Raw genomic sequence first — 26,438 nt, 5'->3', positions numbered from 1 at the left:
GCGTCCCAATATACTCTCTGTAATCTTTAACTGAAACGGAATCGAACTATGACCCTAGAGCGTGAAGCGCGAATCGAATTGCCCGTGCTGCCACTGAGAGACGTGGTGGTCTATCCCCATATGGTAATTCCGTTATTCGTAGGACGTGAAAAGTCCATCCGTTGTTTGGAAACTGCCATGGCGCAGGATAAACAGATCATTCTTGTGGCGCAGCGGGATGCGGATCTGGACGAGCCTGGCATAGACGATATTTTCGACGTAGGTACAGTCGCTTCCATTTTGCAGCTGCTGAAGCTGCCCGATGGCACAGTCAAGGTATTGGTCGAAGGCGGCAAGCGCGCCCGCATCGAACGCTATACCCAGGAAGAAGAGTTCTTTGTTGCTACCGCACACTACCTGGAGTCCGAAGCGCTGGATGACAGGGAAGAAGAGGTGCTGGTTCGCAGCGCAATCAGTCAGTTTGAAGGCTATATCAAGCTGAACAAGAAAATTCCTCCCGAGGTGCTCACTTCGCTCACAGGTATCGAAGAAGCCGACCGGCTGGCCGACACCATGGCAGCCCATATGCCTCTCAAGCTGGCAGACAAACAGTCTGTGCTGGAGATGGTCAAGGTCGGTGAGCGGCTTGAATATCTGATGGCCATGATGGAAGCGGAAATCGACCTGCTGCAGGTTGAAAAGCGTATCCGCTCCCGGGTCAAAAAACAGATGGAAAAGAGCCAGCGTGAGTACTATCTCAACGAGCAGATGAAGGCTATCCAGAAGGAGCTTGGCGATCTCGATGAAGGCCACGACGAATTTGAAAGTCTGAGCCGTAAGATTGAAGAAGCCGGCATGCCGGAAGAGGCCAAAGACAAGGCGTCTGCCGAGCTCAACAAGCTGAGAATGATGTCACCCATGTCGGCCGAAGCCACTGTGGTGCGCAGCTATGTTGACTGGATGACCTCTGTGCCCTGGAAACAGCGCTCCAAGATCAAGCGAGACCTCTCCAAGGCGGAACAGGTGCTGGATACAGATCACTATGGCCTGGAGAAGGTTAAGGAACGTATCCTCGAGTATCTGGCGGTACAGAGCCGGGTGAAACAGCTCAAGGGGCCTATCCTGTGTCTGGTTGGCCCGCCAGGGGTAGGTAAGACATCCCTGGGGCAATCTATTGCCAAAGCGACTGGCCGTAAATATGTGCGGGTAGCGCTGGGCGGTGTGCGTGATGAAGCGGAAATCCGTGGTCACCGCCGGACCTATATAGGCTCTATGCCTGGCAAGATTATTCAGAAGATGGCCAAAGTCGGGGTGAAGAACCCACTGTTCCTGCTCGATGAAATCGACAAAATGAGTTCGGACATGCGAGGCGATCCGGCCTCAGCTCTGCTGGAGGTGTTGGATCCAGAGCAGAACGCGACCTTTAACGATCACTACCTGGAAGTGGATTACGATCTGTCCGATGTGATGTTTGTGGCCACCTCCAACTCGATGAATATTCCGGGCCCCTTGCTGGATCGGATGGAAGTCATCCGTCTTAGCGGTTACACCGAAGATGAGAAACTCAATATTGCCAAGCAGCACTTGCTGCCGAAACAGATTGAGCGTAACGGCCTGAAGAAGAATGAAATCACTGTTGATGACAGTGCCATTCTCGGGGTGATCCGTTATTACACCCGCGAAGCCGGGGTGCGGGCGCTGGAGCGTGAGCTGTCGAAGATTTGCCGTAAAGTGGTCAAGCAGATCATGCTGGAGAAAGACACCAAGCACGTGGATGTCAATCAGGACAACCTCAAGTCTTTCCTGGGGGTACAGCGCTTTGACTATGGCAAGGCAGAGTCCAAGAATCAGATTGGTCAGGTGACAGGTTTGGCCTGGACCGAAGTGGGCGGCGACTTGCTGACCATTGAAGCTACCTCAGTTGCCGGTAAGGGCAAGCTCACCTATACAGGTTCTTTGGGTGATGTGATGCAGGAGTCTATTCAGGCCGCAATGACAGTGGTTCGAGCGCGCGCCGAGCAGTTGGGGATCAACCCTGACTTCTACGAGAAGCGTGATATCCATGTGCATGTACCCGAAGGAGCAACCCCGAAAGATGGTCCATCAGCCGGTGCCGCCATGTGTACCGCGTTGGTTTCCAGCCTGACGGGTAACCCGGTCAAGGGTGAAGTTGCCATGACAGGCGAAATTACCCTCAGAGGCGAGGTGCTGCCAATCGGTGGCCTGAAAGAAAAACTGCTGGCGGCCCACCGCGGTGGTATCAAACTGGTGTTGATACCCAAGGAGAACGAACGGGATCTGGAAGAAATTCCGGCTAACGTAGTGGCAGACTTGGATATTCGTCCGGTTCGCTGGATAGATGAAGTACTGCAACTGGCGCTTGAGCGACCAGTCGAGGGCTTTGAAGTGGTTAAAAATTTGGGCTAACGCAAGAAAATGTCCTATGCCACTAAAAAAAGTGAAAAAAGGGGCTTAACAAAACCCAGACCTGTGGTAGCCTAGGTCTGTGGAGAGCCAGTTGTGCCAAGCCCTTGGGGCAACTGGCTTTGAGCTGTATCCAATTTAAATTCTTTGGTTTTCCAACTGAGCTTGAACTTTGGTATCAAGCTTGTTATAAAAGCCTCCGCAGACCGCTCTAGAGAAGGATTTGGTTGCGGCGCGAAAACTACATTCAAGGGGATGACATGAACAAATCTGAACTAATCGAGAAAATCGCTTCTGGTGCTGACATTTCTAAAGCCGCTGCCGGCCGTGCACTGGATTCTTTCATCGCAGCTGTGACTGATGGTCTGAAAGAAGGCGACAAAATTTCTCTTGTTGGTTTCGGTACTTTTGAAGTGCGTGAGCGCGCTGAGCGTACTGGTCGTAACCCACAGACCGGGAAAGAGATCAAAATCGCTGCAGCTAAGATCCCTGCATTCAAAGCAGGTAAAGCTCTGAAAGACGCTGTTAACTAATTAACATCGCAGCCTTTGTAGGGCTTTCGTAAAGACTAAGCACTGCCTGGCAGTGCTTTTTACGGATTGGGAAGCGCCGGGTTAACCGACGTTTCGGAGTGTGAGGATAAGCTGAAGTAGCGTCTGCAGACTCCATTCATGTTACAGATAGGCGCATCCCACAAGAGATGCGCCTTTTTTTTACTATTAATCGCATAAGCGAGACGTCTGATGTTAGAGAAGATTCGCGAAGGGTCACAGGGCGTAATTGCCAAAGGTATTTTGGTACTGGTGATACTTTCCTTTGCATTTGCTGGTGTAAGCAGTTACCTGGGTTCCTCCTCAGTGGCTCCGGCCGCCACAGTCAATGGTGAAGAGATTTCCACAACCGAACTGGACCAGGCCTATCAAAGCGAGCGTGCCCGTCTGGAACAACAGCTGGGTGAGATGTTTGACGCCCTGGCGGCCAATGATGCTTACCTGGCCAGTATCAAAAAAGGCGTGCTTGAACGTCTGGTAGCGCAAAAGTTGCTGGATCAAGCTGCCGCTGAAATGGGCTTGAGAGTGTCCAATGCCCAAATCATAGAAGCAATTAGACAAGAGCCTGCTTTCCAGACTGAAGGCAAGTTCGACAATGATCGCTTCGAGGCCATTCTGCGCCAATTGGGCTATCAGCAAGCTGCTTTCCGTGAAAGCATGCGGGTGGACATGACTCGTCGTCAGCTGATCAGCGCCTTGATTGGCAGTGAGTTTGTTCTCAATGGTGAGGCAGAATCTCTGGCCAAGCTGCAGGGACAAACCCGTGATATTCGCTATCTCTTGGTTGATGCCGAGCCTTTCCTGGGCCAAGCGACAGTGACCGAAGAGGAAGCCAAGTCATTCTACGACACCAATCCGGCTCAATTTGAACGTCCGGAGATGGTCAGCCTGGAATATGTCGAGCTTAACGCCAAAGATCTGGTCGATGGTATCGAGGTCAGTGACGAGCTAGCCAAGACTTACTATGATGAGCACCAGAATCAATACCAGACCGCAGAAAAGCGTTTGGCAGCCCATATTCTGATCGACGCCTCGACCGACAATGCCGAAGCCAAGGCAGAGGATATCCATAAGCAACTGGAAAACGGCGCCGATTTCGCTGCGCTGGCCAAGTCTGATTCCCAGGATACCCTGAGCGGTGAGAAGGGGGGCGAATTGGGTTGGTTTGAGCCTGGTGTGATGGATCCCGCTTTCGATGAAGCCCTGTTTGCACTGAACAAGGGTGATATCTCTAAAGTGGTCAAGACACCTTTCGGTTTCCATATCATCAAACTGCTGGATATTCAGAGCGGTCAAACTGCGCCTTTCGCTGAAGTGAAAGACAAGATAGTTGAGCAGATCAAGCAGGAAGAAGCTGTAAAACAGTTCTATGGCCTGCAGCAGAAACTGGCCGATACCAGCTATGAAATTCCTGATAACCTGCAGGAAGCGGCCAAGGCCGTTGGTGCAGAGATCAAGACTACCCGACTGTTCGGCCGTGACAACGCGCCCGCACCTTTCGATAAGCCTGAGCTGTCTAAGGCTGCCTTCTCCAGTGATGTACTGGGGGGCATGAACAGTGAGCTGCTTGAAGTGGATCGCAACCATGTCGTAGTTGTTCGCGTTAAAGAGCATCAGCAAGCCGGTACGCTGGAATTCGCCGAGGTTAAGCCTGCCATTGAAGCGCGTCTTAAACAGCAAAAAGCCAATGAGATTGCCCGTGACAAGGCACAGGAATACATGGTCAAGCTCAAAGAAGGCAATGCCGACACTGCGCTGCAAAGCCGCGCCAACCTGGGACGTTTCACCCAGGATGTAGATTCCGCTTTGGTGAGCAAGGCATTCCAGATGGCCAAGGCTAAAGAAGGCTTGAGCGTTGATACCGTGTCGCTGGCAACCGGTTATGCGGTAGTGGTACTGGATGCAATCCATGACACTGAAAGCGCACCTGCCGATCAGGTCGCGGCCATCAAGCAACGTCTCAACAGCCAGTTTGGTGAGAATGACTATCGTGCCGTTATCGATATGCTGAAGGCCAAGGCCGAGATCATTTATCCAGAAGGTGATGAGTAACTTGACTCATTGATTTAACGTTAAAAAACCGGTCCAAGTGACCGGTTTTTTTATCTCCAGCGTTTATGTCCAGCGGTTAACTAGGTTGCTGGAACTTGGGGATAAAACGGGTTAATCCGGCAAGCGCCAGTCTATGGGTGGCTTGCCTTTGGCTATGAGGTAATCGTTGGCCTGATTGAAATGATTGCAGCCAAAGAATCCTCTATGAGCCGAGAGCGGTGATGGGTGAGGGGCCTTTAAGATAAGGTGTTTGTTGCCGTCAACCCGCTGGGCCTTGAGCCCGGCATGCTTACCCCAAAGCAGAAACACCACGCCTTCCGTGTATTTATCTATGGCCTCTATCACTCTGTCGGTAAACTGCTCCCAGCCGAGATGGGCGTGGGAATGTGCCTGACCACGTTCGACACTGAGCACAGTATTGAGCAGCAACACACCCTGACTGGCCCAGCTGCAAAGATTGCCATGGCTTGGATAGCTGAAGCCTGGGACTGTATTGGCCAGCTCCTGAAACATGTTCTGCAATGATGGCGGTGGCATCACCCCTTTGGGCACTGAGAAGCACAGGCCGTGGGCCTGCCCTGGACCATGATAAGGGTCTTGCCCCAGGATCACCACTTTGACTGCCGATAGTGGTGTATAACGCAAGGCGTTGAAGGTATCGTTTTTGGGAGGATAGATAGCCTTTCCCCGGGCGCGCTCGGCGTCGATATAGGCCAGAGTATCCCGAAAGTAGGCTTGTTGTTTTTCCGGGCCCAGCACTTCGGCCCAACTGATGTCCTTATGCATAACTAAAAAAGCAGCGCCGCAAGGCGCTGCTCATCTATTACTCGTCCACACCCAGCATCACGCTGCTGGCTTTGATCAGTGCGTATGCACTGTCACCCACTTTAAGCCCCAAACGCTCACAGGAGGCCTTGGTGACTACGGAAGTCAATTCGACACCCGGAGCCAGTTCAATGGTGACTTCGTTGTTTACAGAGCCTTCTTCGATGGCTTTGATGGTGCCACCAAGACAATTACGTGCACTGATTTTCATTGGTTTTCTCCCGAAAGAACGATTAGCAGGATCAAGAGTATAAACCGAATTGCCATTAAGTTGGGATGCTTCGATAACAAATTTGAGCGTCAGAGGAGATTGAAATGACGCCAATGTCACGCCGAAAGTAGATACAGGACGCTGGTCCCCGGATGACAGGCTTATGCCGGCAATAAACCTGGTCAGCGCCATTGCTTGCAGCCAGAGTACCACGGGGACTTATTCACACCTTTTAGTCTTTATCGAATAAGGTCCTCATGGCGTGGTTGATTTCCGGATAGTTGAATTCAAAGCCGTCGGCCTGAGCATGAACCGGCAATACAAACTGACCCTCGGTCAGCAGGGTCGACATCTCACCCATGGCCAGTTGCAGGGCCAATGCCGGTGCCGGCAGACAAGCGGGGCGGTGCAGCGCTTTGCCGAGGGCCTTGCTGAAGTCGCGGTTGCTGACAGGCTGAGGCGCAGTGGCATTGTATATGCCACGGCAGGCTTCATTTTCCAGCAGAAATTCAATAAGGCGCAGCAAGTCTTCGCGCATTATCCAGCTCATTCCCTGACGACCATGGCCAATCGGGCCGCCAAGGCCCAGTTTGAAGGCTGGCAGCATTTTGGCCAAGGCGCCGCCATCTTTGCCAAGCACTATGCCGATACGAAAGATACAAACCCGAGTGAGATCGGCAACCGCCAGGGCTTTTTGCTCCCATTGGGCACAGACCCTGTGGCTGAACTCATCATGGGGCGTGGCGTTTTCGTCTATGGGCTCCGGCCCCTGACGCCCGTAAAAACCCACCGCCGAGGCGCTGAGAAAGACTTGGGGTTTCTTTTGGCTGTTGCGGACAAGCGTGGCCAACTGCTCTGTGATATCCCAGCGGCTGTGGCAGATCCGCTGTTTCTGCTCATCGCTCCAGCGTTTGGCAACTATGGGTTCACCGGCGAGGTTGATGATGGCATCTATCTCCTCAAGCAGTCCGGGTGTTTGCAGCGAATCTATGTAACGGGTTTGTGCCAGCGCCAGCTTTTGCTCGGCCGCCGCGGGGTTGCGGCTCAAAATAGTCAGCCTATGGCGTTTTGCCAGCCGCTGCGCCAGTTCTGAACCGACAAACCCGGTTGCACCTGTGAGCAAAATATTCATGCTTTCTCCCTGAATCACTGAAGGTTTCTCCAGAGTATAGACTGACTTACACCGGCTTACGGTAGCTCAGTTGCAGTGAAACCGAGTCGGCATATCTCAAGGCATGGGGCTTGTCGATTTCCACGCTGGCGTACTCTACCCATTCATGCTCGCTGGCCAGTTCCAGTACTTTCCCTGTGAGGTGCTCAAGCAAGGAGAAGCGATTGTCTTCCACCAGGTTAATGATCGCCTTGGTGATGGTGCGATAATTGAGCGCGTGCTCCATGTCATCACTTCTACGCGCCTTGTCGGCACAGTAATGGATGCAGACATTGATGATCACATCCTGGCGATTGTTGATTTCCTCTTCCTTGATACCGATAAAAGTGCGCAAGCGCAGGTTTTTAATGCGTATAATAGCTAATTCGGGTTTCATCATGTCACTACTTTTTGTTGTTGATGCAACGGCTGATTGTGACAGAGATCAACAAGGAATTTCAATTATGTCATCAGCCTATCGTCCGTCCATGGCGCTGAAAGGATTTGCTGTCATGGCCTGCCTGGTCATAGTGCTGGCGGGAATTAAGGCCGCCAGCGCCATAGTGGTGCCTTTTGTGTTGTCAGCCTTTATTGCGGTTATCTGCAGCCCGGCCATCAATGCCTTGAGTCGTTACCGCGTGCCCCGAGCCCTGGCTGTATTTGTGTTGGTGGCGATCATTTTGTTACTTGGGCTTTGGCTGGCCTCTGTGGTGGGCAGTTCCATCAATGAGTTTTCCCAGCAATTGCCTCAATACCGGGCGCAGTTGGTGGAGCAATTTGCCTGGATATTGGATAAGCTCAAGGAGCTGAATATTCACATCTCCAAAGTGAAGGTGCTGGCCTATCTGGACCCCGGCATGGCCTTGTCTTTGACCACCAATACGCTTTCCGGCGTGGGTAATGTCATGGCCAACCTGTTTCTGATAGTGCTGACCATAGTCTTTATGCTGTTTGAGGCACAATCTTTGCCGCGCAAGGTGCATCTGGCGCTGGATGACCCCGAGATGCGTTTATCCCAGATTGAGCGCTTCTTGCAATCAGTGAACCAATACATGGTGATCAAGACCCTGGTCAGCCTGGCAACCGGTGTTATTGTTGGTGTCGGTCTGGCGCTGATGGGGGTGGATTATGCGTTGCTCTGGGGCGTAGTGGCTTTTTTGTTTAACTATATTCCCAATATCGGTTCTATCATCGCCGCCATCCCGGCTGTGCTGCTGGCCTTTGTGCAGTTGGGCACAGCGGGTGCCGGCGGGGTTGCCGCCCTGTATCTGGCAACCAATATGGTAATGGGCAATCTGGTAGAACCCAGATTCATGGGGCGCGGCCTCGGGCTGTCCACCCTGGTGGTATTCCTGTCGTTGATCTTCTGGGGCTGGCTCTTGGGCTCGGTCGGCATGTTGCTGTCCGTGCCGCTCACCATGATAGTCAAGATAGCTCTGGAATCGAGCCAGAGTGGCAGTTGGCTGGCAATCTTGCTCTCGGACGATGCCAGTATTGCCGTGCGGGAAAATGCCGATAAAGAAGCGGCATCCGATGCCGAATAAAGGCAGAAATAAGAGGTTGAGGATTTCATGCAGTTATTTTTGGAAGCCATCACAGACCTGATACCAGGCGATGAGTGTGGCCGTTTGTTTCATGGTCGCGGTGGCCGTTATCCAGGCAGCGAGCACTTATGCTTGGATTGGTTTGAGCCTGTGGTGTTGCTGACCGCCTTTAAACCACTGACGCCGGAAGAGCTGGCGCTGGTTACCGAGCGTCTGCAATTACGCTGGCAAGCCTTGGGGCTGGCCCTGAATCTTGTCTATCAATACCGCGCCGCCGGGCAGACCCGCACCGAGCTCATTGCCGGCGAGATACCCGAGCCACATCTGGCCAGCGAGCTTGGCTGCCGTTATCAATTGCATCTGTTACGGGGCCAGAATCATGGTTTGTTCCTGGACATGCGAAACGGCCGCGAGTGGGTGATGGCCAACAGTGCTCAGCGGAAAGTACTGAATCTGTTTGCCTATACCTGTGCGTTTTCGGTGGCGGCCCTCAAGGGCGGCGCCGATGAGGTGGTCAATATGGATATGAGTAAGGGGGCGCTCGGCATCGGCAAGCAAAACCATTTGCTCAATGGGCTTACTGCCGGCGCCCGCTTTCTGGGGCATGATATCTTCAAGTCCTGGGGCAAACTTAAAAAACTCGGGCCCTATGACTTGCTGATTGTCGATCCGCCCAGCAACCAAAAGGGCAGCTTTGTGGCAACCAAAGACTATCTGCGATTGCTGCGTCATCTGCCGCAACTCTTGAACCCGGGCGCCGAGCTGTTGCTCTGTCTCAATGCGCCTGAGCTGGACAGAGCGTTTTTGCAGAGCCAGGTCAGTGACGCCGCACCAGAACTTGAGTTTGTCAAACAGCTGGATAACCCACCGGCCTTTGCAGACCGGGATCCTGACAGGGCATTGAAGGTGTTGCTGTATCGCTATGAGGGAGAACCGGACTCGGATACTCAATAACTGAGGCGTTCAGAGATCAGGGATTGGCCGCCTTCTTCCAACAGGGCGGCTATGCCTTCGACATCAAAACTGCTCAAGCCGGATGCCTGGTGCAATAGCCTGTCCTGGACATCCAAGGGCATCTGCATCCTTTCCATAAACATGCGCATTCCCAATATATCGCCACTGGCCAGCAGGGTGGCGAGGGTTCGTGCTTCAAAGTCGACAATATGATTCATGGCGTCGTCCTCTTGCTGATTTACGGGCCGGGGAGGCCTCCTTTAAGCAATAGCAGTTGCAGCGCCCGCCGCTAGACCCAATGTGTTTAAAAAATTTCGCCTCAGAACCCAGGGGCATATCAAACTGAAAGTCTTTCAGTACTTCCTACATAACCGGTGGATATTTGAGCTTTTTAAGGTGATTTCACCAGCTTAGGGTAACGAAAGTGAAAGTTTTCTGTAATTCCTTCTCGAGCCCTGTTATACTGGCGCCGCCTTAGGGGAAACACCTAAGGCTCCGAAAAGCCGGAATCGGGCATAAAGTGTCGTCGGAACCTGAACTTAACAGGAATCCAAGAAAAAGATACGCCCTGTACCCTACAGAATAGACTGGAGTTGTTATGGAAATTCATGAGTACCAAGATGCTTACTACCAACTGCAGGATGAAGTGATTGAATCACTTCCGGTAGAGAAAGACGAAGAAGCGTTTTTGGATTAAGCCTCAGCCAGGCAGCTCAAATCTTGAAAAAGCGGCAACCTCAGGGTTGCCGCTTTTTTTGTTGCCATTGAATTACGGATGAGTCATTCGAGGGTGAAGCCGGGGTAATAATGCTCGATAAGTTGGGTCAATATCCGCTGCTGTTGAGCAAGCTTTTGTCTTTGTGCCTGGCGCTGCAAGCCTTTGAGTGCATGATACTGAGGCTTGATTTCAATACCCTGGCTCTCGCTCAAGTGCTTGAAGCGACTGACCACTTCAGTCACGCTGAAATCCTCGGCGAATATATCCAACTGTTGCGAGTGCATCAGCCAGCGAATACCTTGATAGACACCTATGTGAGGCAGGGAGTGATGATCTTCGTCACTGAAGAACTCGCTGTGAAATATAAGTTGCTGAGACGGCAGCACCGACAGATGTTTGGCCAGCGCCAGATTTCGCTGTTTGTGGTAGTCATTGCGGCCAAGTCCGGGGGTGGTGGCCTGGTTACTTATCGCCATGTACAGGGGCTTGCCTGTTAGCTGGCCCTGAGTGAGTGCCTGTTCGAGCTCATCGGCATAAGTCGGGCTGTCGTACCAGAGACTGGCATCCAGCACCAGGTAAGCATTGAACATAGGCTGTTGTCGGCGCAGCGCCTCCAGTGCCAACAAGCCCCCAAAAGAGTGACCGATAAGCACAGTAGGGCCGGGCTGCCCAAGCCTGGTATTCAGCCAGGGGTTAAGTTCCTGGTCGAGAAAGTCGAGAAAAGCGCCGGCATTGCCCGATTGCTGATAAAGCGGCCCTGCGGGTCTACCACTGGGTAGTGTTTCCAGTTTCACCGGAGTGAAGTCCCGAATACGGTTACGGTTGATGATGCCGACTATGACGCCTTCAGGTATCGCAGGATTAACCCCGGAAGCCAGATAGTCCAGCATGGGCGCAAGATGCTCAAACTGCTGCTCGGCATCCAGGATTACATATCGGGCAAAGCTCTTGCTGTGCCTGGCATCCCAGTGTTTGGGAAGGCGCAGTAATACTTCCCGCGATTCTCCCAATATGTTGGAGTTCAGCGTCAGTCGCTGTTGTTTCCCGGCGGCTTCTTTATCCAGGCTTTGGGCGCTGCAGCCTACCAGCAGACCTAACAATAGCGTCAGAGGGATAAACAGTGATTTTTTCATGGAAATTTTTACTCGGTAAAGGTGACATTTTCAGCTTGAAATTCAGCCCTGATGGGCTTTTGAGTGGCCTGGCTCACATTCGCATTATTACATTGTAAATGATAACCAATATCATTCCTATGTTGTAAAGATTATGCTACTTTTTCGCGCCATGGAACCAGGGGCTTTACCTGGATTTACTCAAGAGCAATAACTTACAAGGCGCAATTGTCGCCGCGATAATCGGGGGAATAGAATGAAACTGGATAAGTGCCGCAAACTGCTTACCTTGAGCCTGGTCGCCATGGCTGTCAGTGGTTATACCCAGGCAGATGAAGGTGAAATGGAGCATATGGTCGTTACCGCCAGTGCCAAGGATCAGCAACTCAGCACTGCGCCTGCCTCAATCTCGGTGATCGATGCCGAAGCGATTAAGTTGATGCCGGTCAAAGATCTGGGGGATGTGCTGAGAAACAGCGTCGGCGTGAATGTGGTGACCAACGACTCGGGTCGAAACAGCATCTATATCCGTGGTATGGATGAAGACTATGTACTGATGTTGATCAACGGCAAGCGGGTTTCTTCTTCCAATGGTCTGTGGCGCGGCGGTAACTTTGACTTGACCGCTATCCCCATCGACGCCATCTCCCGGGTGGAGATTGTTCGCGGCCCGATGTCGGCTCTCTATGGTTCAGATGCGGTTGGCGGGGTCATCAACGTGATCACCAAGGCGCCAGATGATGACTGGCAACTGGTACTCGACAGCGAGTACAGTTGGATGCAGGACGGCGAGGGTGGCGATCGCAGTCGTACCAACCTGTTTGGCTCGGGCAAACTCACAGATAATCTGGGGCTGATGTTCACCGCAGAGGTGGCCGAGCAGGACGCCTGGCTGATGCCCGAACTGACCCCGGATCAGGACACCATAGAAGAGCGCAAGACCCGCAAGCTCTATGGCTCGCTCACCTGGCAGCTGGCAGACAATCAATCGCTGGACTTGGATTATCAATACGATAATGACAAGGTGCCCTTGACCACCTTTGCTGCCAATTCAAAGCGCGAGCAGAAGATAGAGCGCAACACCTTTGCTCTGACTCACAGAGGCGAGTGGAGCTGGGGTGGCACCGAGCTTTTGGCCAACCTGGAAAAGTCGGATATCTACGACTACAACAGCCGCTATTCGCTGCAGCCCCCTTTGGGACGCGACATCGAAGAGAAAAACACTACCTTCAGAGGCTCAGCCTTCTTTAACCTGTGGCAGCAGGACTGGACAGTCGGCGCCGAGTACTTTGAAACTGAAGTCGACGATCCTGTGCAATATCCGCTTACCGGTGGTGACAGTGTTGAACAATACTCGCTGTTTATTCAGGATCAGTTCGATTTCCTGGATGATTTCACCCTGACCCTCGGCGGCCGCTACGAAGACAACGAAAAGTACGGCAGCCATTTCAGCCCCAGGGCGTATCTGGTTTACCGTGCCTCTGATGCATTGGTGCTCAAAGGTGGTGTCGGTACGGCATTCAGGGCTCCGGCACTGTTTGAATCATCTCCGACTTTCTCTTCAGTCAGTTGCCGCGGCGCTTGTACTGTAGTGGGCAATGCGGATCTTGAGCCCGAAACCAGTGTCAACTATGAGCTGGCAGCCTTGTGGAGTCAGCCTTCCTATGAGCTGTCTGCAACCTTGTTCCATAACAAGGTGGAAGATCTGATCACGGTTTCGGCTTGGGATGGTTCCAGCCCAACCCGTACTTACTACAACGAATCCAAGGTGACTTTGCAAGGGGTAGAGCTGACCGCCAGCGTGGATATCACGGCGGATCTCGGCCTCAAGGCAAACTACAGTTATCTCGATACCGAGACAGGTGACGGTGATGAACTCACTGGTCGTCCACGCCAGAGTGCCAATGTGCAATTGGATTGGTATCTCACCGACGATTGGCAGCTGTATGTTGCCGGTAACTATTTCGGTTCATATTTGGATAGCAGTGCCGTGCGTCAGGATGGCTACAGCCGCTTCGATATCGGCAGCAGTTATCGGGTGAACGATCACCTGAAACTACGCGCAGGGGTAACCAACTTTACCGACGAGCAACCGGCCGAGGAAGACACCAACAGCGATATGATACTGCAAGGCCGTGCCTTCTTTGTCGGTGTCAGCCTGAGCCTCTAAGCGTCTGGGCTTACTCCCGGCCTGAATCCTTTAAATAGCCAGGATTGCAATAAGAAAAGCAGCGACTTGTCGCTGCTTTTCTTTTGGCCAACATTTTATTTCTCCATCGAAAGGCTCAGGTGATAACCACCAAAAGGCATTGAGCCGTAACCTAACCGCAGGCCTTTTGCCCTTTGCCTTTGTGGCCATCTTTATCCAGCGGGCAATCGGCGCACATTTGGGTGCAGGGAAGCTTGTGCCGCAGGCAACAGGCGATACGCGGGCTTCGCTGCTGCTTGAGCCTTAGCTTTCGCCAAAACGGATGGGCAATCGGTGCAATATCAATCCGTGGCTGCAGCTCAGCTTGCTCGAACATCTCTCTTATCAATTGCCTACGCCAACTGACGGGCAGTGACAACTCACCCAGATACCAATGCACAATATAGGCTTGATGGCTGAAATGCAGCTTTGATGGCACTGGGCCCAGCTCTGCCAGGCGCTCGACAATGGGAATGAGCAACTGCTCGAGTAAGCTTTCCCAACTGGCAAGTTGCCCGGCGGGAGCCGGATGGCTGACATCTGCATCAAGCAGCAGATAGAAGGTTTCCGCCCGGCCGTTATCAAAAGGTTCAAGGTACCAGTTGCCACTGCAAGCTGCAGCCGCAATGGCGCGGTTAAGTGCGCTGCCGGGCTGACTGGCAAACAACCACAGCAGCAGGGGTGGCAGTTGCAGACCGAAAAACCACTGGCTCCACATGGAGTGCAGTGCCCGGGCGTCTATCTCGGGCTTTGTGGCACAAGTTGTGGACACCTTGGCTTGATAACTCAGGGCAAATTGTTGCAGCAGCGCCGGGTAATGTGCCTGGCTCAAGACTGAGTTCAAGCTGATGGCTTCTTGGGGTAACTGCTCCAGACTCTCTATGGCTTTGAAGTGCTCGCCATAGAAGGCGGCTTTTTGTGCCAATAGTTGGTTGAGCTCGCTGGCAATACTCATTCCCATGATGGCAGTCCTCCGGTGGCATTGTTGCTCGAATCTTCCCCGCCATGGTGCCCGGCGGCTCTGGGCTTTACTCTGGGTCTGGGTCTGGGGATAATCATCGGGCAGTTGGCCTCGGGATCTGTGATTATGCTGGCATTGATATCGAACACCTGTTCCAGCAGGGCCTCGGTCAACAGTGACTCAGGCGCGCCGCCGGCAATCAACTTGCCATCACGCATCAACAGCAAGTGATCGCCGTAGCGCAGAGCCTGGTTGATGTCGTGCAGCACCAATACCAAGGTGCGGCCCTGATCCACCAACGCCCGGCAAAAGTCGAGTACTGCCAGCTGGGCGCGGATATCGAGAAACGAGGTGGGTTCATCGAGCAGCAGCAAGTCGGTTTGCTGCGCCAATACCATCGCCAGCCAGACTCGCTGTTGCTGGCCGCCTGAGAGCTCGGCCACCGGCCTTTGTGCCAGTGTGGTTAACCCTGTGGCAGCCAGGGCTTGGGCAACCGCCAGCTCATCTTGCTCTGACCATTGGTGCCACAGGCTCTGATGAGGGTAGCGGCCGCGACTGACCAGCTCCTGCACATCTATTCCTTCCGGTAATTCAGGCTTTTGCACCAGTAGTGCCAGCTCCCTGGCTCTGGCCTTGTTGCTCAACTGCGCCAAGGGGGTGTGACCCAAGATGACCTGGCCGCGTGTGGGCGGCAGTACTTGGCTTAAACACTTGAGCAGGGTCGACTTGCCACAACCATTGGGGCCAAGGATCACCGTCAGCTTACCCTTGGGGATGGCCAGGTTCATGGCGCTTATGATGGGCCGCTGGCCGTACTCGAGATAAAGCTCATGCCCACTGAGGGCTATGTCATAGTCAGGGTATTGGGTCATGATCTTTCTCCTTTCAGTCCCTTGGCCAGTTGCGGTTGTCCCCGGATTTCGCGGCTCAACAGCAGCGCCAGATAGGCGCCGCCGATGAGGGCGGTCAATACGCCCACCGGCAGCCTTTGGTTGCCCGGCAGCAATAAGGTAAGAGTGTCGGCCCCGAGCAGCAACAGTGCGCCTATCAGCGCCGAGCGCAGCAGTGCCAATTGACGATTGCCAAAGCGGGCCAGATGCGGCGCCACCAAGGCGACGAAGGCTACCGGGCCGGCGCAGAGTACGGCGCCCAGCGCCAGTAAGGTGGCAAACAGCAGCGCCAGTGTTTGGCTTTGGCGCACCGGGTTGCCAAGCGCCTGAGCCAGTTCCTGGCCCAAAGCCAGCAGTGACAGACGGCGGGAGAGCAGCAACAGAGCGGGCAGCGCCAGCAGTAACACTGAGGTTATCAGCAGCACATCACCCCAGGTGCGGTGTGCCAGACTGCCGGACAGATACCCCAGCATCTGCTGCGCCTGCTCTCTTTGCACCAGTGTCAGCACAAACTGCACCAGGGCGATGGCAAAGGCGTTGATGGCGATGCCCATCAACACCAGATTGCGGGAAAACTGCCATTGGCGTCCGAGCCCTGCGAAAAACAGCAGGAGCACAACCCCAGTGCCCAAGAGGGCGCCGGGCAGCAATGGCAGTTCCGGCAGCCATAATAACCAGAGGACGGCGCCGGCACTGGCGCCGGCATTGACCCCGAGAATATCCGGGCTTCCCAGCGGGTTACGGCTAAGGCTTTGAAACACGGCGCCGGAGAGTCCCAGCGCCATGCCGGCGCCGAGGGCGCACAGGGCCCTTGGCAGGCGTGATTGCCACAAAAGCCAGTTTTCATAGTCGGAGGCTTCGGCAAACAAGGCCTTGGCAAGGCTCACCGGTGCCAGGCCCTGATGTCCCAGCATCAGGCTAAGTAGCAGTGCAGCGCCAAGCAGGACTACGGCCAGCAAGGCGGCCCCTGTGGCGCTGGATGAGGGGGCTCTTAAGGTTATCGGGCCCCATCGCCAGATAGGAAAACGGGTGTGTTTCATGACGCCTCCTTCAGGTTTTGCCCTCGGGCCATCAGGTACAGAAACGGCGCTCCCAGCAGGGCGACCATGATACCGGTCAGCAGCTCGGCCGGCGGCATCAATACCCGCGCCAACAGATCTGCCAATAACACCATGGCGCCGCCTATCAAAGCGGCTCCCGGTAATAGCAGGCGGAAATTGAGCGTCAGATAACGCCTGGCCAGATGGGCACTGGCCAGGCCGACAAAGGCCAGCGGGCCGACAATGGCGGTGGCTGTGGCGCACAGCAAGGTGGCACCCAGCCAGGCGAGCAGCCCCTGCCAGCCCTGTGAGGCACCGAGCGCCTTGGCGGTATGATTATCCAGCAGCATCAGATTCAGCGCCGGCGCCAGCAGCCACAAGAGTACCGCGGCGGGCAGCAGATAGGGCCAGAGCGCATGAAACTTCGGCCAGCCCAACCCGGACAGGGAGCCCGCCATCCAATACCTGAAACCATCAAATAGCTGCGGGTTCAGCAACACTCTGGCCTGGACATAGGCCCCGAGCACGGCGCTGATGGCGGCGCCGGCCAGGATCAGCCTGACCGCCGCGGATTGCCCCTGGGATTGCTGCGCCCTGGACATCATATACACCAAGGCGCTGGCCAGCAGCGCTCCGGGCAAGGCCTGCCAGAAGAGACTCAAACCCGCTGTTGCGCTCCATAGCCCCAGAGTGACCAGAGAAGCGCTGGCGCCGGCATTGACGCCGAGCAGGCCGGGATCCGCCAAGGGGTTGCGGCACAGCGCCTGGATAACGCAACCGGCCATTGCCAATGCCATGCCGGCCAACATGCCGCACAGCAATCTTGGCAGCCTTGCCTGTAACACCAGCGACAGATGATCGTCTGCGGCCGGTTGCCAGAGCTTGCCCAGCATAGTCAGCGGTAGTGTGCGGGCGCCAAAGAGCAGGTTGGCCAATACCAGCAGCGCCAGTATCGTCAGCAGCCCAAGCAGGGTTACCGCGTTACGTCCAAGACGGTTCTGGGACTGGGTAGCGGCAGGTTGCAGAAAGATTTTTGGGTGTGTCATCCCGGCCTCCAATTTTTATTCGATGGCGCGCCTGTATCTGCGTCTGTCTGTGTGTCTTGATGCCGGTATTGGCGAGGGTTTTCTTTTTGCTCTGCCAGGGTTTGTTGCAGTTGCGGCACCAGCTTGGGAATAGCCCATTTAACGCTTAGCAGCGAGCCGTAGGAGCTGGCCATCACCAGCGCCGGGTCGGTTATTGCCAGATACCGACCGCGGCGCATGGCGGGCAGACGACGGATAACCGCCATGGCTTCTACCTCGGCTCTGGCCTTGTCCGAGCTGTACCAGCTGAGCAGCAGCTCGGCATCGTCCAGCATGTCGGCGCGCTCCAGTCCTATGTGGGCGGCGAAGTGGCCTCGGCTGGCATTGAGCCCGGAAAGTTGTGGCGGCAATACAAACCCCAGCGCCAACAGCAGATCCACTCTGGGATCGCCTGTGACATAAACCGAGAGATTGCCAACTCGACTGGCGGCATTGATATAGGCCAGGCGCACGCCATTGAACTCAGGATTTTCGGCGGCGACTCGGGCGATATAGGCCCGTTGCTGTTTCAAAAGCGCTTCGGCCTGCACTTCTTTACCGAGCGCCTTGGCTATCAGTTCCACCTGCTGCTTAACCGGTGTCAGCCAGGGTTTGTCCGGATAGGCGATGACGGGGGCCAGAGCGCTCAGCTGCAAAAAGCTTTCGCGGGTGATACCGGACTGGGGCGCCAGAATAAGATCCGGTTTCAACGCCAATAATCGCTCCACATCCAGCTCGGGGTAACTGCTGATGATGGCGGGCAGCGGCAGCTCTTGCGCTTCCAATGCCTGGCGAAACCAGGGTAGATAACCCTCTGCATCGCCGCCCCAGTAATGGGGTTCAATGGCGATGGGGACAACCCCTAAGGATAGGGTCCAGTCTTCGGCTCCGGCTCCCAGGGTCACCACTCGCTTGGGCGGCGACTCGATACAGCTGGTCCCGTGGGCCGTGGTAATGCAAACCGGATAACCGTCTTGCGGCGGTGTTTGGGCTTTGGTTTGCTGAGGGTCATAACAGCCCGCCAGCCCCAGGCTCAGAAACACGATAAGCGCCAACAGGCGCCTTGCTTCACACAACATACTTGTTATTCGCCCCGCAGTGCGGGGCGCTCCTTATTATGGGTAGTTTCACGGCATAACGCGGCTCAGAAACGGTAGTCCAGGGTGACGCTGAAGTTACGCGGCGCGCCGTACTGGTATTGGTCATAGAAGCCGAGCTGGCTGTAATAACTCTTGTCGAGCGCGTTATCCAGATTGGCCCTCAGGCTCAACTGTTCATTGAACTTGTATCTCGCCATCAACTTCACCAGGGCGTAGCTGCCTTGTTCCACTTCAACTTTTTTCCCGTCCGGTTTTGAGACTTGGCTATAGATGCGGCTCTGCCAGTTGACCCCGGCGCCCAGCTGCAATCCGTGAAGCCAGCCATCGAATTCATAAGTGGTAAAGAGCTTGAGTTGCCGCTCCGGGTTGGTGGTGTTGATCTTTTGCCCTTTGGGATCTTCGGTATCAAACTGGGTGTAGCCCAGGTAAAGATCCCAGTTGTCATTGATGGAGCCGTTGACCTCAAACTCAAAGCCGCGAGTCTTGGTGCCGTCGACACTGAGATAAATAGGGATAGTGCTGTTGGGCAGGCTTTCGCCGGTTCGCTCACCGACATTGTCCTGACGGATCTCAAAGGCGGCCAGTGACAAGTCCAGCGCCTCATCGAACAGGCTGGCTTTGATCCCGGCCTCATAGTTGCTGCCCTTGATGGGGTCCAGGTAACGGCCATCGGCCTGAACCTTATTTTGCGGAGTAAAAATATCCGTGTAGTTGGCATACAGGGCATATTCGTCGCTCAGGGCATAGGTCAGCCCCAGGTAGCCGGTGAACTCACCATCGACCTTATAGTCATGTTTGGCACCAAAGTTATCCTGATCTGTCTCCCAGTTATCCAGGCGGCCACCGAGCACCATGGACAGGGCATCGGTCAGCTCAAGCTGGGAAGCGACATAGACAGACTGTTGCTTGGTTTCACCCCAGGAGCCGTAAAGCACCTTATCGCTCCATTGCGGCTTTGGGTAATCAAAGCCGGGTTGGCGGAAGTCTCCCAGAGGTGGCCTGGCGCCGAGTGCGCCATAGTAGGGGTTGGCAAAATCCTGTTTTTGTTGATTGGCGCCGGCCACCAGTTGGTGGTTACGGCCAAAGGCATTGAAGTTGCCGGACAGCTTGAGATCAAAAGTGTGCTGGGTGCGACTGCCGTCGATAAAGGCCAAAGAGCCGGGGACCATGCCCTCATTGGTGACGGGATCCGGATTTTTCATGGGCCAGAGCACATCAAACTCCAGGCTGTTGTCACCATAGATATAGCTGCCTTTTAGGCTCCAATCTGGGTTGAAGTGGTGCTCCAGAGTCACGAAGCCGTTGAGCGCATCTGTCTTGGCGGAGGCCCAACTGGGGGCGGTGGATACATGACGGTCGTAATTGGTGCGGTTGCCGTCACTGTCAAACAGCGGCAAGCCGCCGGACATGGTGCCTTCCGGCCTGGTATGCTGGAAATCACTGCCCAGGGTCAGCAGAGTATTGGTCCCCAGATCCGCTTCCAGGATGCCATACAGGGTTTGCCGCTGCTGCTCATATCTGTGTTGCCAGTTCTCCCTGTCCTGATAGGCCAGCACCACCCGGCCACGGATGCTGGCATCCTGATTGAGGCCGCCGGAGAGATCGACCACGCCGCGCAGCATGTCCCAGGAGCCGCTGCTCAGGCTGACGCTGCCCTGAAACTCGGCAGTGGGCCGTTTTCGCACCAAATTGATGGCGGCAGAAGGGCTACCGGCACCCAGCATCAAGCCGGTGGCGCCGCGCACCACTTCAATGCGCTCGTATAGGGCGCTGTCCATCAGGTTATCGCCATAGTTGAAGCGGGTGTCATAGGTGGTTGCCACGCCATCATAGAGAATGCTGCTGACCGAGATCCCGCGGGCGCTGATGGAGTATCTGTCGTTGTCCGAGGGGCGGGCGTTGATCCCGGCGACACTGGTCATAACATCTATGACAGAGTTGAGCTGCTGATCTTCAATGGCCTTGGCGGTGACGGCTGTGACAGACTGCGGCGTCTCGAGAAACGAGAGCTTCATGCCGGTGGCCGTGCTCATGTCACTTGCCTTGTAGCTCATGGGCTGGCTCTTGGCACCGACCACTGTCAGTACCTCCATCTCTTTCTCCTGTGTTTCGCTCTTGTCGGCAGCGAACACCGGGGCGCTCAATAGCACAGAACAGAGAAGGGCGATGGGGGTCGGCCTGAAGCCATTAAGGGTTTGCATATTTGTGTCCATTTTCCTGTTACTTCCTGGAAGGTTTACAAGGCCGGGTCTGCAAGACACTCGGCCTGGGTGGGTGTCACGCCAAAGCTGTGGCTGGCGGCAAAGGGGTGCAGCGGATTGTCGATATCGCCGGCAAAGCGCAGGTTCTTCTCCCTGTCTTCGAGATCTATCATCTGCTGGTTGTTGTTGAGCTGGATCCGGTTCAGGCAGGTGCGGACAAAGGTCGGCTGGAACAGATCGTAGCGGCGATACTTATCGGCAAACTGGGGGTGGCAAGCCTGATAATCACGTACCTTTCCGGCCACCAGGCTCCAGAACCCCTGTTCACTCAGGCTGGTGTGGCTATCGAGCAGCGGCGCCATAAAGCGGAAGATGCAGTCGAAAATATCCAGCAGTATGTAGTTGAGCTTCATCTCCTCTTCGAGCGAGACCGCCAGTTGCGCCACCCGTCCCGGCAGCGGCGCACTGCCGTTGAGAATTGCGACTTCTTCGCCTATGTCCTTCATCAATATGGTGACAGGCACCTTGTCATCCAGCACCAGAATAAGGTTCTCGCCATGGGGCATAAACACTAGATCGTAGGCAAAGAAGGCGTGCAGCAAGGGGGTAAGGTAAAGATCCAGCAGCCGGCTCATCCAGTCGTGGGCACTCAGGGGGGAAGCCTCGATAAGCGCCGCCAGCAGGCTCTGCTGCTGATTGTCCTGGTGCAGCAGGGCCGCCAGGGTCATCAGTTGCTGTCCGGGTTTTACCAAAGGCTCGCCCTGGAAGCTGAGAGCATAAGGGCTTTCACGCCACAGTGCCGAGAGCATCTTCTTGTAGGGGGTGTCTTTCTCCAGCGCCTGCTCATAGTATCTGTGGTGATAGCCTATGGCGGCGATTTCCCTGAGCAGCACAAATCTTTGATTGGCAAAGAAAGGGTCGCTGTCGATAAGCTCGGCGACAAAGGCATTGATCTCCGGGGTGCGGCTCATGTAGTAGGGCGATAAACCCCGCATAAAGCCCATATTGAGAATCGACAGCGCCGTCTTCACGTAACAGCGCTTGGGTTGGCTCAGGTTGAAGAAGGTGCGGATGGATTGCTGCACCTGATATTCATCACGGCCTTGTCCCAGGTGAATGAGGCGGTCACGGGCCAGATCGGCGGCAAATATGCGGCTGATCTTTTCGCGCCACTGCCATGGATGAACGGGCATCAGAAAATAATCGTCCGGGTTTTTGCCCTGTTGCCGGATCTTCTGCTCAAATCTGAGCAACAAAGCATCGCCCAACTCATCTTGCAGCAGTTGGCGATAGTCGAGCCCGGCTATCAGCGCCAGGCTGGTATGTTCACTGCTGACCGCCAGCCACTCGAGTTGCAACGGTTGGCCGCTCTCCGGCGTAAAGGCCCGCCAGTCATCAACATCAAAACCTATGCGGCCGTTGTTGGCGACAAACACAGGGTGGCCTTCGGTCATGGCCGCTTCTATCTGCTGATAGTCGCAATCCACCAGCTCCTGCACCGGCTTTGCCTGCCACAGAAGTTTGAAGGCTTTGCTGTAGAGGGTGCTGGTGATCTCTTCAAGATAAGTGGGCAGCAATGCATCGCTTATGCCGAGTCTCTCCTTGAGGGCGATGATAAACAGCATGGCGTCCGGCTGTTGCTGCTCGCCATCTTTGAAACACTCGATGGAATCCGGCGCTATCTGCAGGTGATCCAGCTGATAACGGCGACCGCTGAAGCGGTAGCAGAGCTGACCATCCCGGGTATCCAGCTTGAGCTGCCAACAGGCCTCTTGCTCTGCCTCTGCTGGCAATAACAGCTCTGGCGCTATTAGCTTTTCATGACTGAATTCACTGAGAATTTTCGCCAGCAGATGGCGGCTCGCCTGATTCCAGATAGCAGGCGTCAGATGGCTGAGACGGGTCTGTTCGATAATGGATGCTGTCATTGTGTGGCTCCTGTTGCCAGTGCGGCACTGAAACCAGGCAGGGTGCAAAAACCCAGCATGGCTTGTTTGTTTTCGAGTTGAATGGCGTGGCTGTAGCAGATGCCTACCGCACGGTTCAGCGGGTGAATCTTTTGGTTGTTGATATCCGGCTCTACCACCAGGCGGGCAAAGCCCAGATGCTGCAGTATCAGAGACACCACAGCAGTGATAGCCTGGCGGCTGAAACCGCGCTGCGGCTTAGTGGGAGGAGCCAGCAGCAAATGCATGCCGCAATCGCCGTGCTGGCAGTCAAAGTGTTGGCCCACTTCATCAAAGCGGGGATCGTACAGCTCGGTATAGAGCACAGGCTCTGCGTCGCGATAGGCCATCAGGCCAAACTTATCTGCAGTGGGGGCGAGCTCAACGCGGCGCTCGGTGGGCGTTAAGGATTGCATACCCCAGAAGGCGGCATAGTCGCGGCCGAGCCAGTCGCTCAGGGTGTCAAAGTGCTCGCTTTCCCGATAGGCACAAAAATCAAAGTCGTTGACCTTGAGGCGCTTGTCCGGCGCAAAGCCGTATCTGGCGCTGAAGCCGGCTGTGTCCGCAGCCGGATTAACTGCTGTTTGAGAGGCCATCAGCTGGCCTCCCGCTGCAGAGCTTGATTGCTGCTTTGCCGGCGTTTGGGCGCACTGGCGTCTTGCTTGGGAATACCAAAGCTCTGGAAGGCAATTTGCTGCTCTATCTCGTAAGGTGCTTTGCCCAGGATCTGCCGCAATATGGTGGCGTTGCGATAGCAGCCCATTCCCAGATCCGGCGAACACAGCCCGTGGGTGTGCAGTCCCAGGTTCTGAACAAAAATTCGTCCGGCCTTGTCTATGTGATAATGACGCTGGACATCTGGCTCGCCCTTTTGATCGAACAGCAGCTGCGAGTGGAGCGGCTCGAGAAAGTCCGGCAATCGGTAGCAGTAGCCGGTGGCCATCACCAGTGCCGAACTGGTCAGCTCGAACTCCTGTTCAAGCTCTGTATGTCTGCAACCCAGCAGCAGTTGCTGTCCGTCGCTGTGAACGCTTTGCAGTGCCGTGTTGGTCAGCAGCTGTACATCAAAGTCACAGTGCAGGCGTTTTTGGTAAAGCAGATCATAGATGCTGTTGATCAGATCGGCGTTGATCCCCTTATAGAGGCTCTTCTGTGAGCCGATAAGTTCGCGACGCTGCGCCTCGGGCAGGGCGTGGAAATAGTCGATATATTCCGGCGAGGTCATCTCCAGTGTCAGCTTGGTGTACTCAAGCGGGAAGAATCTTGGCGAGCGGGTGAGCCAGCGCAGGCGATAACCGTATTTGTCGATATCCAGCAGCAGATCTTCGAAGATCTCTGCCGCGCTCTGGCCACTGCCGACTATGGTGATGTCATTTTGGCTCTGCAGCGCCTGTTTACGGTGCAGATAGTTGGCCGAGTGCAGTACCCGCTTGTCGGCGCCGGGGCAGAAGTGGGGCATCCAGGGCTGGGTACCGGTTCCCAGCACCAGGTGACGGGCGCGCAGGCTCTGCTCTTGGCCACTGACTCTGTCCAGTCCCTTGACCAGATAGGTGTCGGTTTCGGCATCGAAACTGACCCGAGTGACCTTGAAATTGAATTTAAGGTTACTCAGCTCGGCGCAGACCCATTGGCAGTAGAGATTATATTCCTGCCGCGGCAGGAAGAAGCTTTCGCGAATATAGAAGCTGTAGAGTCGGCCGGTTTGTTTGGCGAAGTTCAAATAGCTGTAGCGGCTGGTGGGATCGGCCATGGTCACCAGATCCGACATGACAGGGGTCTGCAATCTGGACGATTCCAGCAACATGCCGGGATGCCAGTCGAAACCGGCGCCGGCATCGACAAACAGACACTCAAGACCGTCAAGCGGCTCGGCCAGGGCCGCCAGGCTCAGGTTAAAGGGGCCTATCCCTATGCCCAGGATATCGTAGACTTTGGTTTGCATCAGTTCCTCCTCAGGCGCTGCAAAGCGCGCTGGTCTTGTAGTGACGGGCCTGCTCGCGACCGATTTTGCAGATGTCGGTCAATACGGCTTCGATATCCTCGAGACGGGTGTGAGGGTTGAGCAGGGTAAACTTGAGATATTGGCTGCCGGCCACCTTGGTCGCTGCAATCATGGCGCGGCCTTCACGGGCCAGACGGGCACGGATATGGCGATTGCATTCATCCAATTCGGCGCTGCCGAGTGCCGGGTCGTTGAAGCGAAACACCAGGGTAGTCAGCGACGGGCGCTGCGCCGTCTGCAACTCGGGGAAACGGCTAAAGCTTTCATAAAGCTCGGCTGTGGTGGCAATCAGGGTGTCGAACATTTCGCCTATGGCATCCGGCCCGGCGGCTCTCAGGCTCAGCCACAGCTTGAGGGCATCAAACCTGCGGGTGGTTTGCAGGCTCTTATTGACCAGATCCGGCACTCCGGCCTGGGCCTGGGACTCAGGGTTGAGGTAATCGGCATGGTAGGTGAGGTAACCGAGCACGCCTTTGTCCTTGACCAACAGCGCCGAGCAGCACACGGGCTGGAAGAAGGACTTATGGAAATCCAGGCTGACAGAGTCGGCCAACTCTATGCCTTCGAGGCGTTGGCGCTGAGTGCGTGACAGCAACAAGGCGCCGCCGTAGGCCGCATCCACATGCAGATAACAGCCGAACTCGCGGCAAAGGGCAGCAATGGGCGCTATGGGATCTATGGCGCCAAAGTCAGTGGTCCCAGCGGTAGCGACCACGGCGATGGGGATCAGTCCTGCCGCTTTGAGCTGCCTGAGTTTGCCCGCCAGTGCCTTGGGATCCATGCGCCGATTGGCATCACAACCGACACTCACCACCGCCTCGTGTCCCAACCCTAAAAGTGCGGCTGCTTTTTGAATGCTGAAATGGCTGAATTCAGAGCAGAGAATGCGGTAGCGGCGGGCATTGGCAGCCAGGCCGGCCAGAACATTGCCTCTGTGACCCGGCTCAAGGCTGCCGGCCAACTCTCTGGCAAGCAGCAGCGCCATCAGGTTGGACTGGGTGCCGCCCGTAGTGAAGACACCGTCGGCAAATCCTTGATATCCCACGCGCTCGCAGGCCCAGTCGATAACCTTCTGTTCAATCAGAGTCCCGCCGGCGCTCTGATCCCAAGTTTCCACCGCAGTATTGATGGCAGAACTCAACTGCTCGGCCAACAAGGATGTGAGCATTACAGGGCAGTTGAGGTGGGCCAGATAATCAGGGTGTTGGAAGTAGATGGCGTGGCTGAGATAGAGCTTGTCCAGTTCGGCCAGAACTTGCTTCATGTCCCCGAGGGGGCGGTCGAGATTGATATCGGAAAATGCGCTTTGCAGCTCTTCGGGGCGAATGCCACTGCTGGGGCCATCCAGCCGTTCAAGGCGGTGTTTCAGGGTATCCATGCCCAGTTGCATCAAGCGGGAGTAGTGGTGTTCGGGTGCGATACCAAAGAGTTCAGTGTGGGGAGCGAACGGCAGGTGACCGGCGGCATCATAGCTCGGGTCATTGCTCGCCTGTTCAGGCTCCATGCTGGGGTGTGTCACTTTTGCC

At 55.2% G+C, this 26,438-nt stretch carries 22 protein-coding genes; 6 read left to right on the top strand and 16 right to left on the bottom strand.

Features of this window, described 5'->3' with window-relative positions; translation table 11 throughout:
- Positions 1-48 precede the first annotated feature (48 nt).
- From lon to HCX89_RS01400, 3 genes are all read left to right on the top strand, one after another.
- Entirely contained in the window at positions 49-2,406 is a 2,358-nt protein-coding gene (gene lon, locus HCX89_RS01410) for an endopeptidase La (RefSeq protein WP_025886755.1), read from the top strand.
- Positions 2,407-2,663: 257 nt separating this feature from the next.
- A complete protein-coding gene (gene hupB, locus HCX89_RS01405; protein WP_025010704.1) occupies positions 2,664-2,936 on the top strand; it encodes a nucleoid-associated protein HU-beta in 273 nt (90 codons plus the stop codon).
- A 210-nt stretch (positions 2,937-3,146) separates the two neighbouring features.
- A complete protein-coding gene (locus HCX89_RS01400; RefSeq protein ID WP_167714818.1) occupies positions 3,147-5,006 on the top strand; it encodes a SurA N-terminal domain-containing protein in 1,860 nt (619 codons plus the stop codon).
- Between the two features lie 111 nt (positions 5,007-5,117).
- On the opposite strand, the gene ung is transcribed toward HCX89_RS01400, so the two are convergent.
- The 4 genes from ung to folX form a co-directional block, all read right to left on the bottom strand.
- Positions 5,118-5,792, bottom strand: coding sequence for a uracil-DNA glycosylase (gene ung / locus HCX89_RS01395; RefSeq protein WP_028780273.1), 675 nt, complete (start codon positions 5,790-5,792; stop codon positions 5,118-5,120).
- 37 nt (positions 5,793-5,829) lie between these two features.
- Entirely contained in the window at positions 5,830-6,042 is a 213-nt protein-coding gene (locus HCX89_RS01390) for a molybdopterin-binding protein (protein ID WP_025010701.1), read from the bottom strand.
- A gap of 232 nt (positions 6,043-6,274) precedes the next feature.
- A complete protein-coding gene (locus HCX89_RS01385; protein ID WP_045282408.1) occupies positions 6,275-7,174 on the bottom strand; it encodes a TIGR01777 family oxidoreductase in 900 nt (299 codons plus the stop codon).
- 46 nt (positions 7,175-7,220) lie between these two features.
- A complete protein-coding gene (gene folX / locus HCX89_RS01380) occupies positions 7,221-7,589 on the bottom strand; it encodes a dihydroneopterin triphosphate 2'-epimerase (RefSeq protein WP_025010699.1) in 369 nt (122 codons plus the stop codon).
- A 67-nt stretch (positions 7,590-7,656) separates the two neighbouring features.
- On the opposite strand from folX, the gene HCX89_RS01375 reads away from it, so the two are divergent.
- Together HCX89_RS01375 and HCX89_RS01370 are read left to right on the top strand one after the other, a co-directional pair.
- The gene (locus HCX89_RS01375) at positions 7,657-8,736 is read left to right on the top strand and encodes an AI-2E family transporter (protein ID WP_167714816.1); all 1,080 of its coding nucleotides are present in this window, start codon (positions 7,657-7,659) and stop codon (positions 8,734-8,736) included.
- A 27-nt stretch (positions 8,737-8,763) separates the two neighbouring features.
- Positions 8,764-9,690, top strand: a complete 927-nt coding sequence (locus HCX89_RS01370; RefSeq protein WP_167714814.1) for a class I SAM-dependent methyltransferase — start codon at positions 8,764-8,766, stop codon at positions 9,688-9,690.
- Here HCX89_RS01370 and HCX89_RS01365 read toward each other — a convergent pair.
- On the bottom strand, positions 9,684-9,908 hold the full coding sequence (locus HCX89_RS01365) for a hypothetical protein (RefSeq protein WP_025886758.1): 225 nt from the start codon (positions 9,906-9,908) through the stop codon (positions 9,684-9,686). The two genes, HCX89_RS01370 and HCX89_RS01365, sit on opposite strands and share 7 nt — an antisense overlap.
- A gap of 562 nt (positions 9,909-10,470) precedes the next feature.
- Positions 10,471-11,541 carry an alpha/beta hydrolase gene (locus HCX89_RS01360; RefSeq protein WP_167714812.1) on the bottom strand — a complete coding sequence of 357 codons (1,071 nt, stop codon included), beginning with the start codon at positions 11,539-11,541 and terminating at the stop codon, positions 10,471-10,473.
- A gap of 235 nt (positions 11,542-11,776) precedes the next feature.
- Between HCX89_RS01360 and HCX89_RS01355 the strand changes: the two genes are divergently transcribed.
- A complete protein-coding gene (locus tag HCX89_RS01355) occupies positions 11,777-13,690 on the top strand; it encodes a TonB-dependent receptor (protein WP_167714810.1) in 1,914 nt (637 codons plus the stop codon).
- A gap of 151 nt (positions 13,691-13,841) precedes the next feature.
- Here the strand turns inward: HCX89_RS01355 and fhuF are convergent, their stop codons facing one another.
- The 10 genes from fhuF to HCX89_RS01305 form a co-directional block, all read right to left on the bottom strand.
- The gene (gene fhuF / locus HCX89_RS01350; protein WP_167714808.1) at positions 13,842-14,669 is read right to left on the bottom strand and encodes a siderophore-iron reductase FhuF; all 828 of its coding nucleotides are present in this window, start codon (positions 14,667-14,669) and stop codon (positions 13,842-13,844) included.
- Positions 14,660-15,541: an ABC transporter ATP-binding protein gene (locus tag HCX89_RS01345; RefSeq protein ID WP_167714806.1), complete on the bottom strand. Its 882-nt coding sequence runs from the start codon at positions 15,539-15,541 to the stop codon at positions 14,660-14,662. Before HCX89_RS01345 ends, fhuF begins: the two co-directional genes overlap by 10 nt.
- A complete protein-coding gene (locus HCX89_RS01340; RefSeq protein WP_167714804.1) occupies positions 15,538-16,599 on the bottom strand; it encodes an iron chelate uptake ABC transporter family permease subunit in 1,062 nt (353 codons plus the stop codon). The genes HCX89_RS01345 and HCX89_RS01340 overlap by 4 nt, the downstream gene beginning before the upstream one ends.
- A complete protein-coding gene (locus HCX89_RS01335; RefSeq protein WP_167714802.1) occupies positions 16,596-17,645 on the bottom strand; it encodes an iron ABC transporter permease in 1,050 nt (349 codons plus the stop codon). The genes HCX89_RS01340 and HCX89_RS01335 overlap by 4 nt, the downstream gene beginning before the upstream one ends.
- On the bottom strand, positions 17,642-18,742 hold the full coding sequence (locus tag HCX89_RS01330; protein WP_167714800.1) for an iron-siderophore ABC transporter substrate-binding protein: 1,101 nt from the start codon (positions 18,740-18,742) through the stop codon (positions 17,642-17,644). The genes HCX89_RS01335 and HCX89_RS01330 overlap by 4 nt, the downstream gene beginning before the upstream one ends.
- Before the next feature lie 65 nt (positions 18,743-18,807).
- Positions 18,808-20,856 (bottom strand): TonB-dependent siderophore receptor, encoded by a 2,049-nt coding sequence (locus HCX89_RS01325; protein WP_254428346.1) that lies wholly within the window; start codon positions 20,854-20,856, stop codon positions 18,808-18,810.
- Positions 20,857-20,999: 143 nt separating this feature from the next.
- A complete protein-coding gene (locus tag HCX89_RS01320; RefSeq protein ID WP_167714797.1) occupies positions 21,000-22,892 on the bottom strand; it encodes an IucA/IucC family siderophore biosynthesis protein in 1,893 nt (630 codons plus the stop codon).
- Entirely contained in the window at positions 22,889-23,506 is a 618-nt protein-coding gene (locus HCX89_RS01315; RefSeq protein ID WP_167387638.1) for a GNAT family N-acetyltransferase, read from the bottom strand. Before HCX89_RS01315 ends, HCX89_RS01320 begins: the two co-directional genes overlap by 4 nt.
- Complete coding sequence (locus HCX89_RS01310; protein ID WP_167714795.1) at positions 23,506-24,852, bottom strand: lysine N(6)-hydroxylase/L-ornithine N(5)-oxygenase family protein; 1,347 nt, start codon at positions 24,850-24,852, stop codon at positions 23,506-23,508. Before HCX89_RS01310 ends, HCX89_RS01315 begins: the two co-directional genes overlap by 1 nt.
- Positions 24,853-24,862: 10 nt before the next feature.
- The gene (locus HCX89_RS01305; protein WP_197021448.1) at positions 24,863-26,431 is read right to left on the bottom strand and encodes an aspartate aminotransferase family protein; all 1,569 of its coding nucleotides are present in this window, start codon (positions 26,429-26,431) and stop codon (positions 24,863-24,865) included.
- Positions 26,432-26,438: the final 7 nt, after the last annotated feature.

The sequence above is a fragment of the Shewanella sp. Iso12 genome (assembly GCF_012030025.1).
Classification (GTDB): domain Bacteria; phylum Pseudomonadota; class Gammaproteobacteria; order Enterobacterales; family Shewanellaceae; genus Shewanella; species Shewanella algae.
Note: the sequence above shows the minus strand (reverse complement) of the source record. Positions and strands in the feature narration are given on the sequence as shown.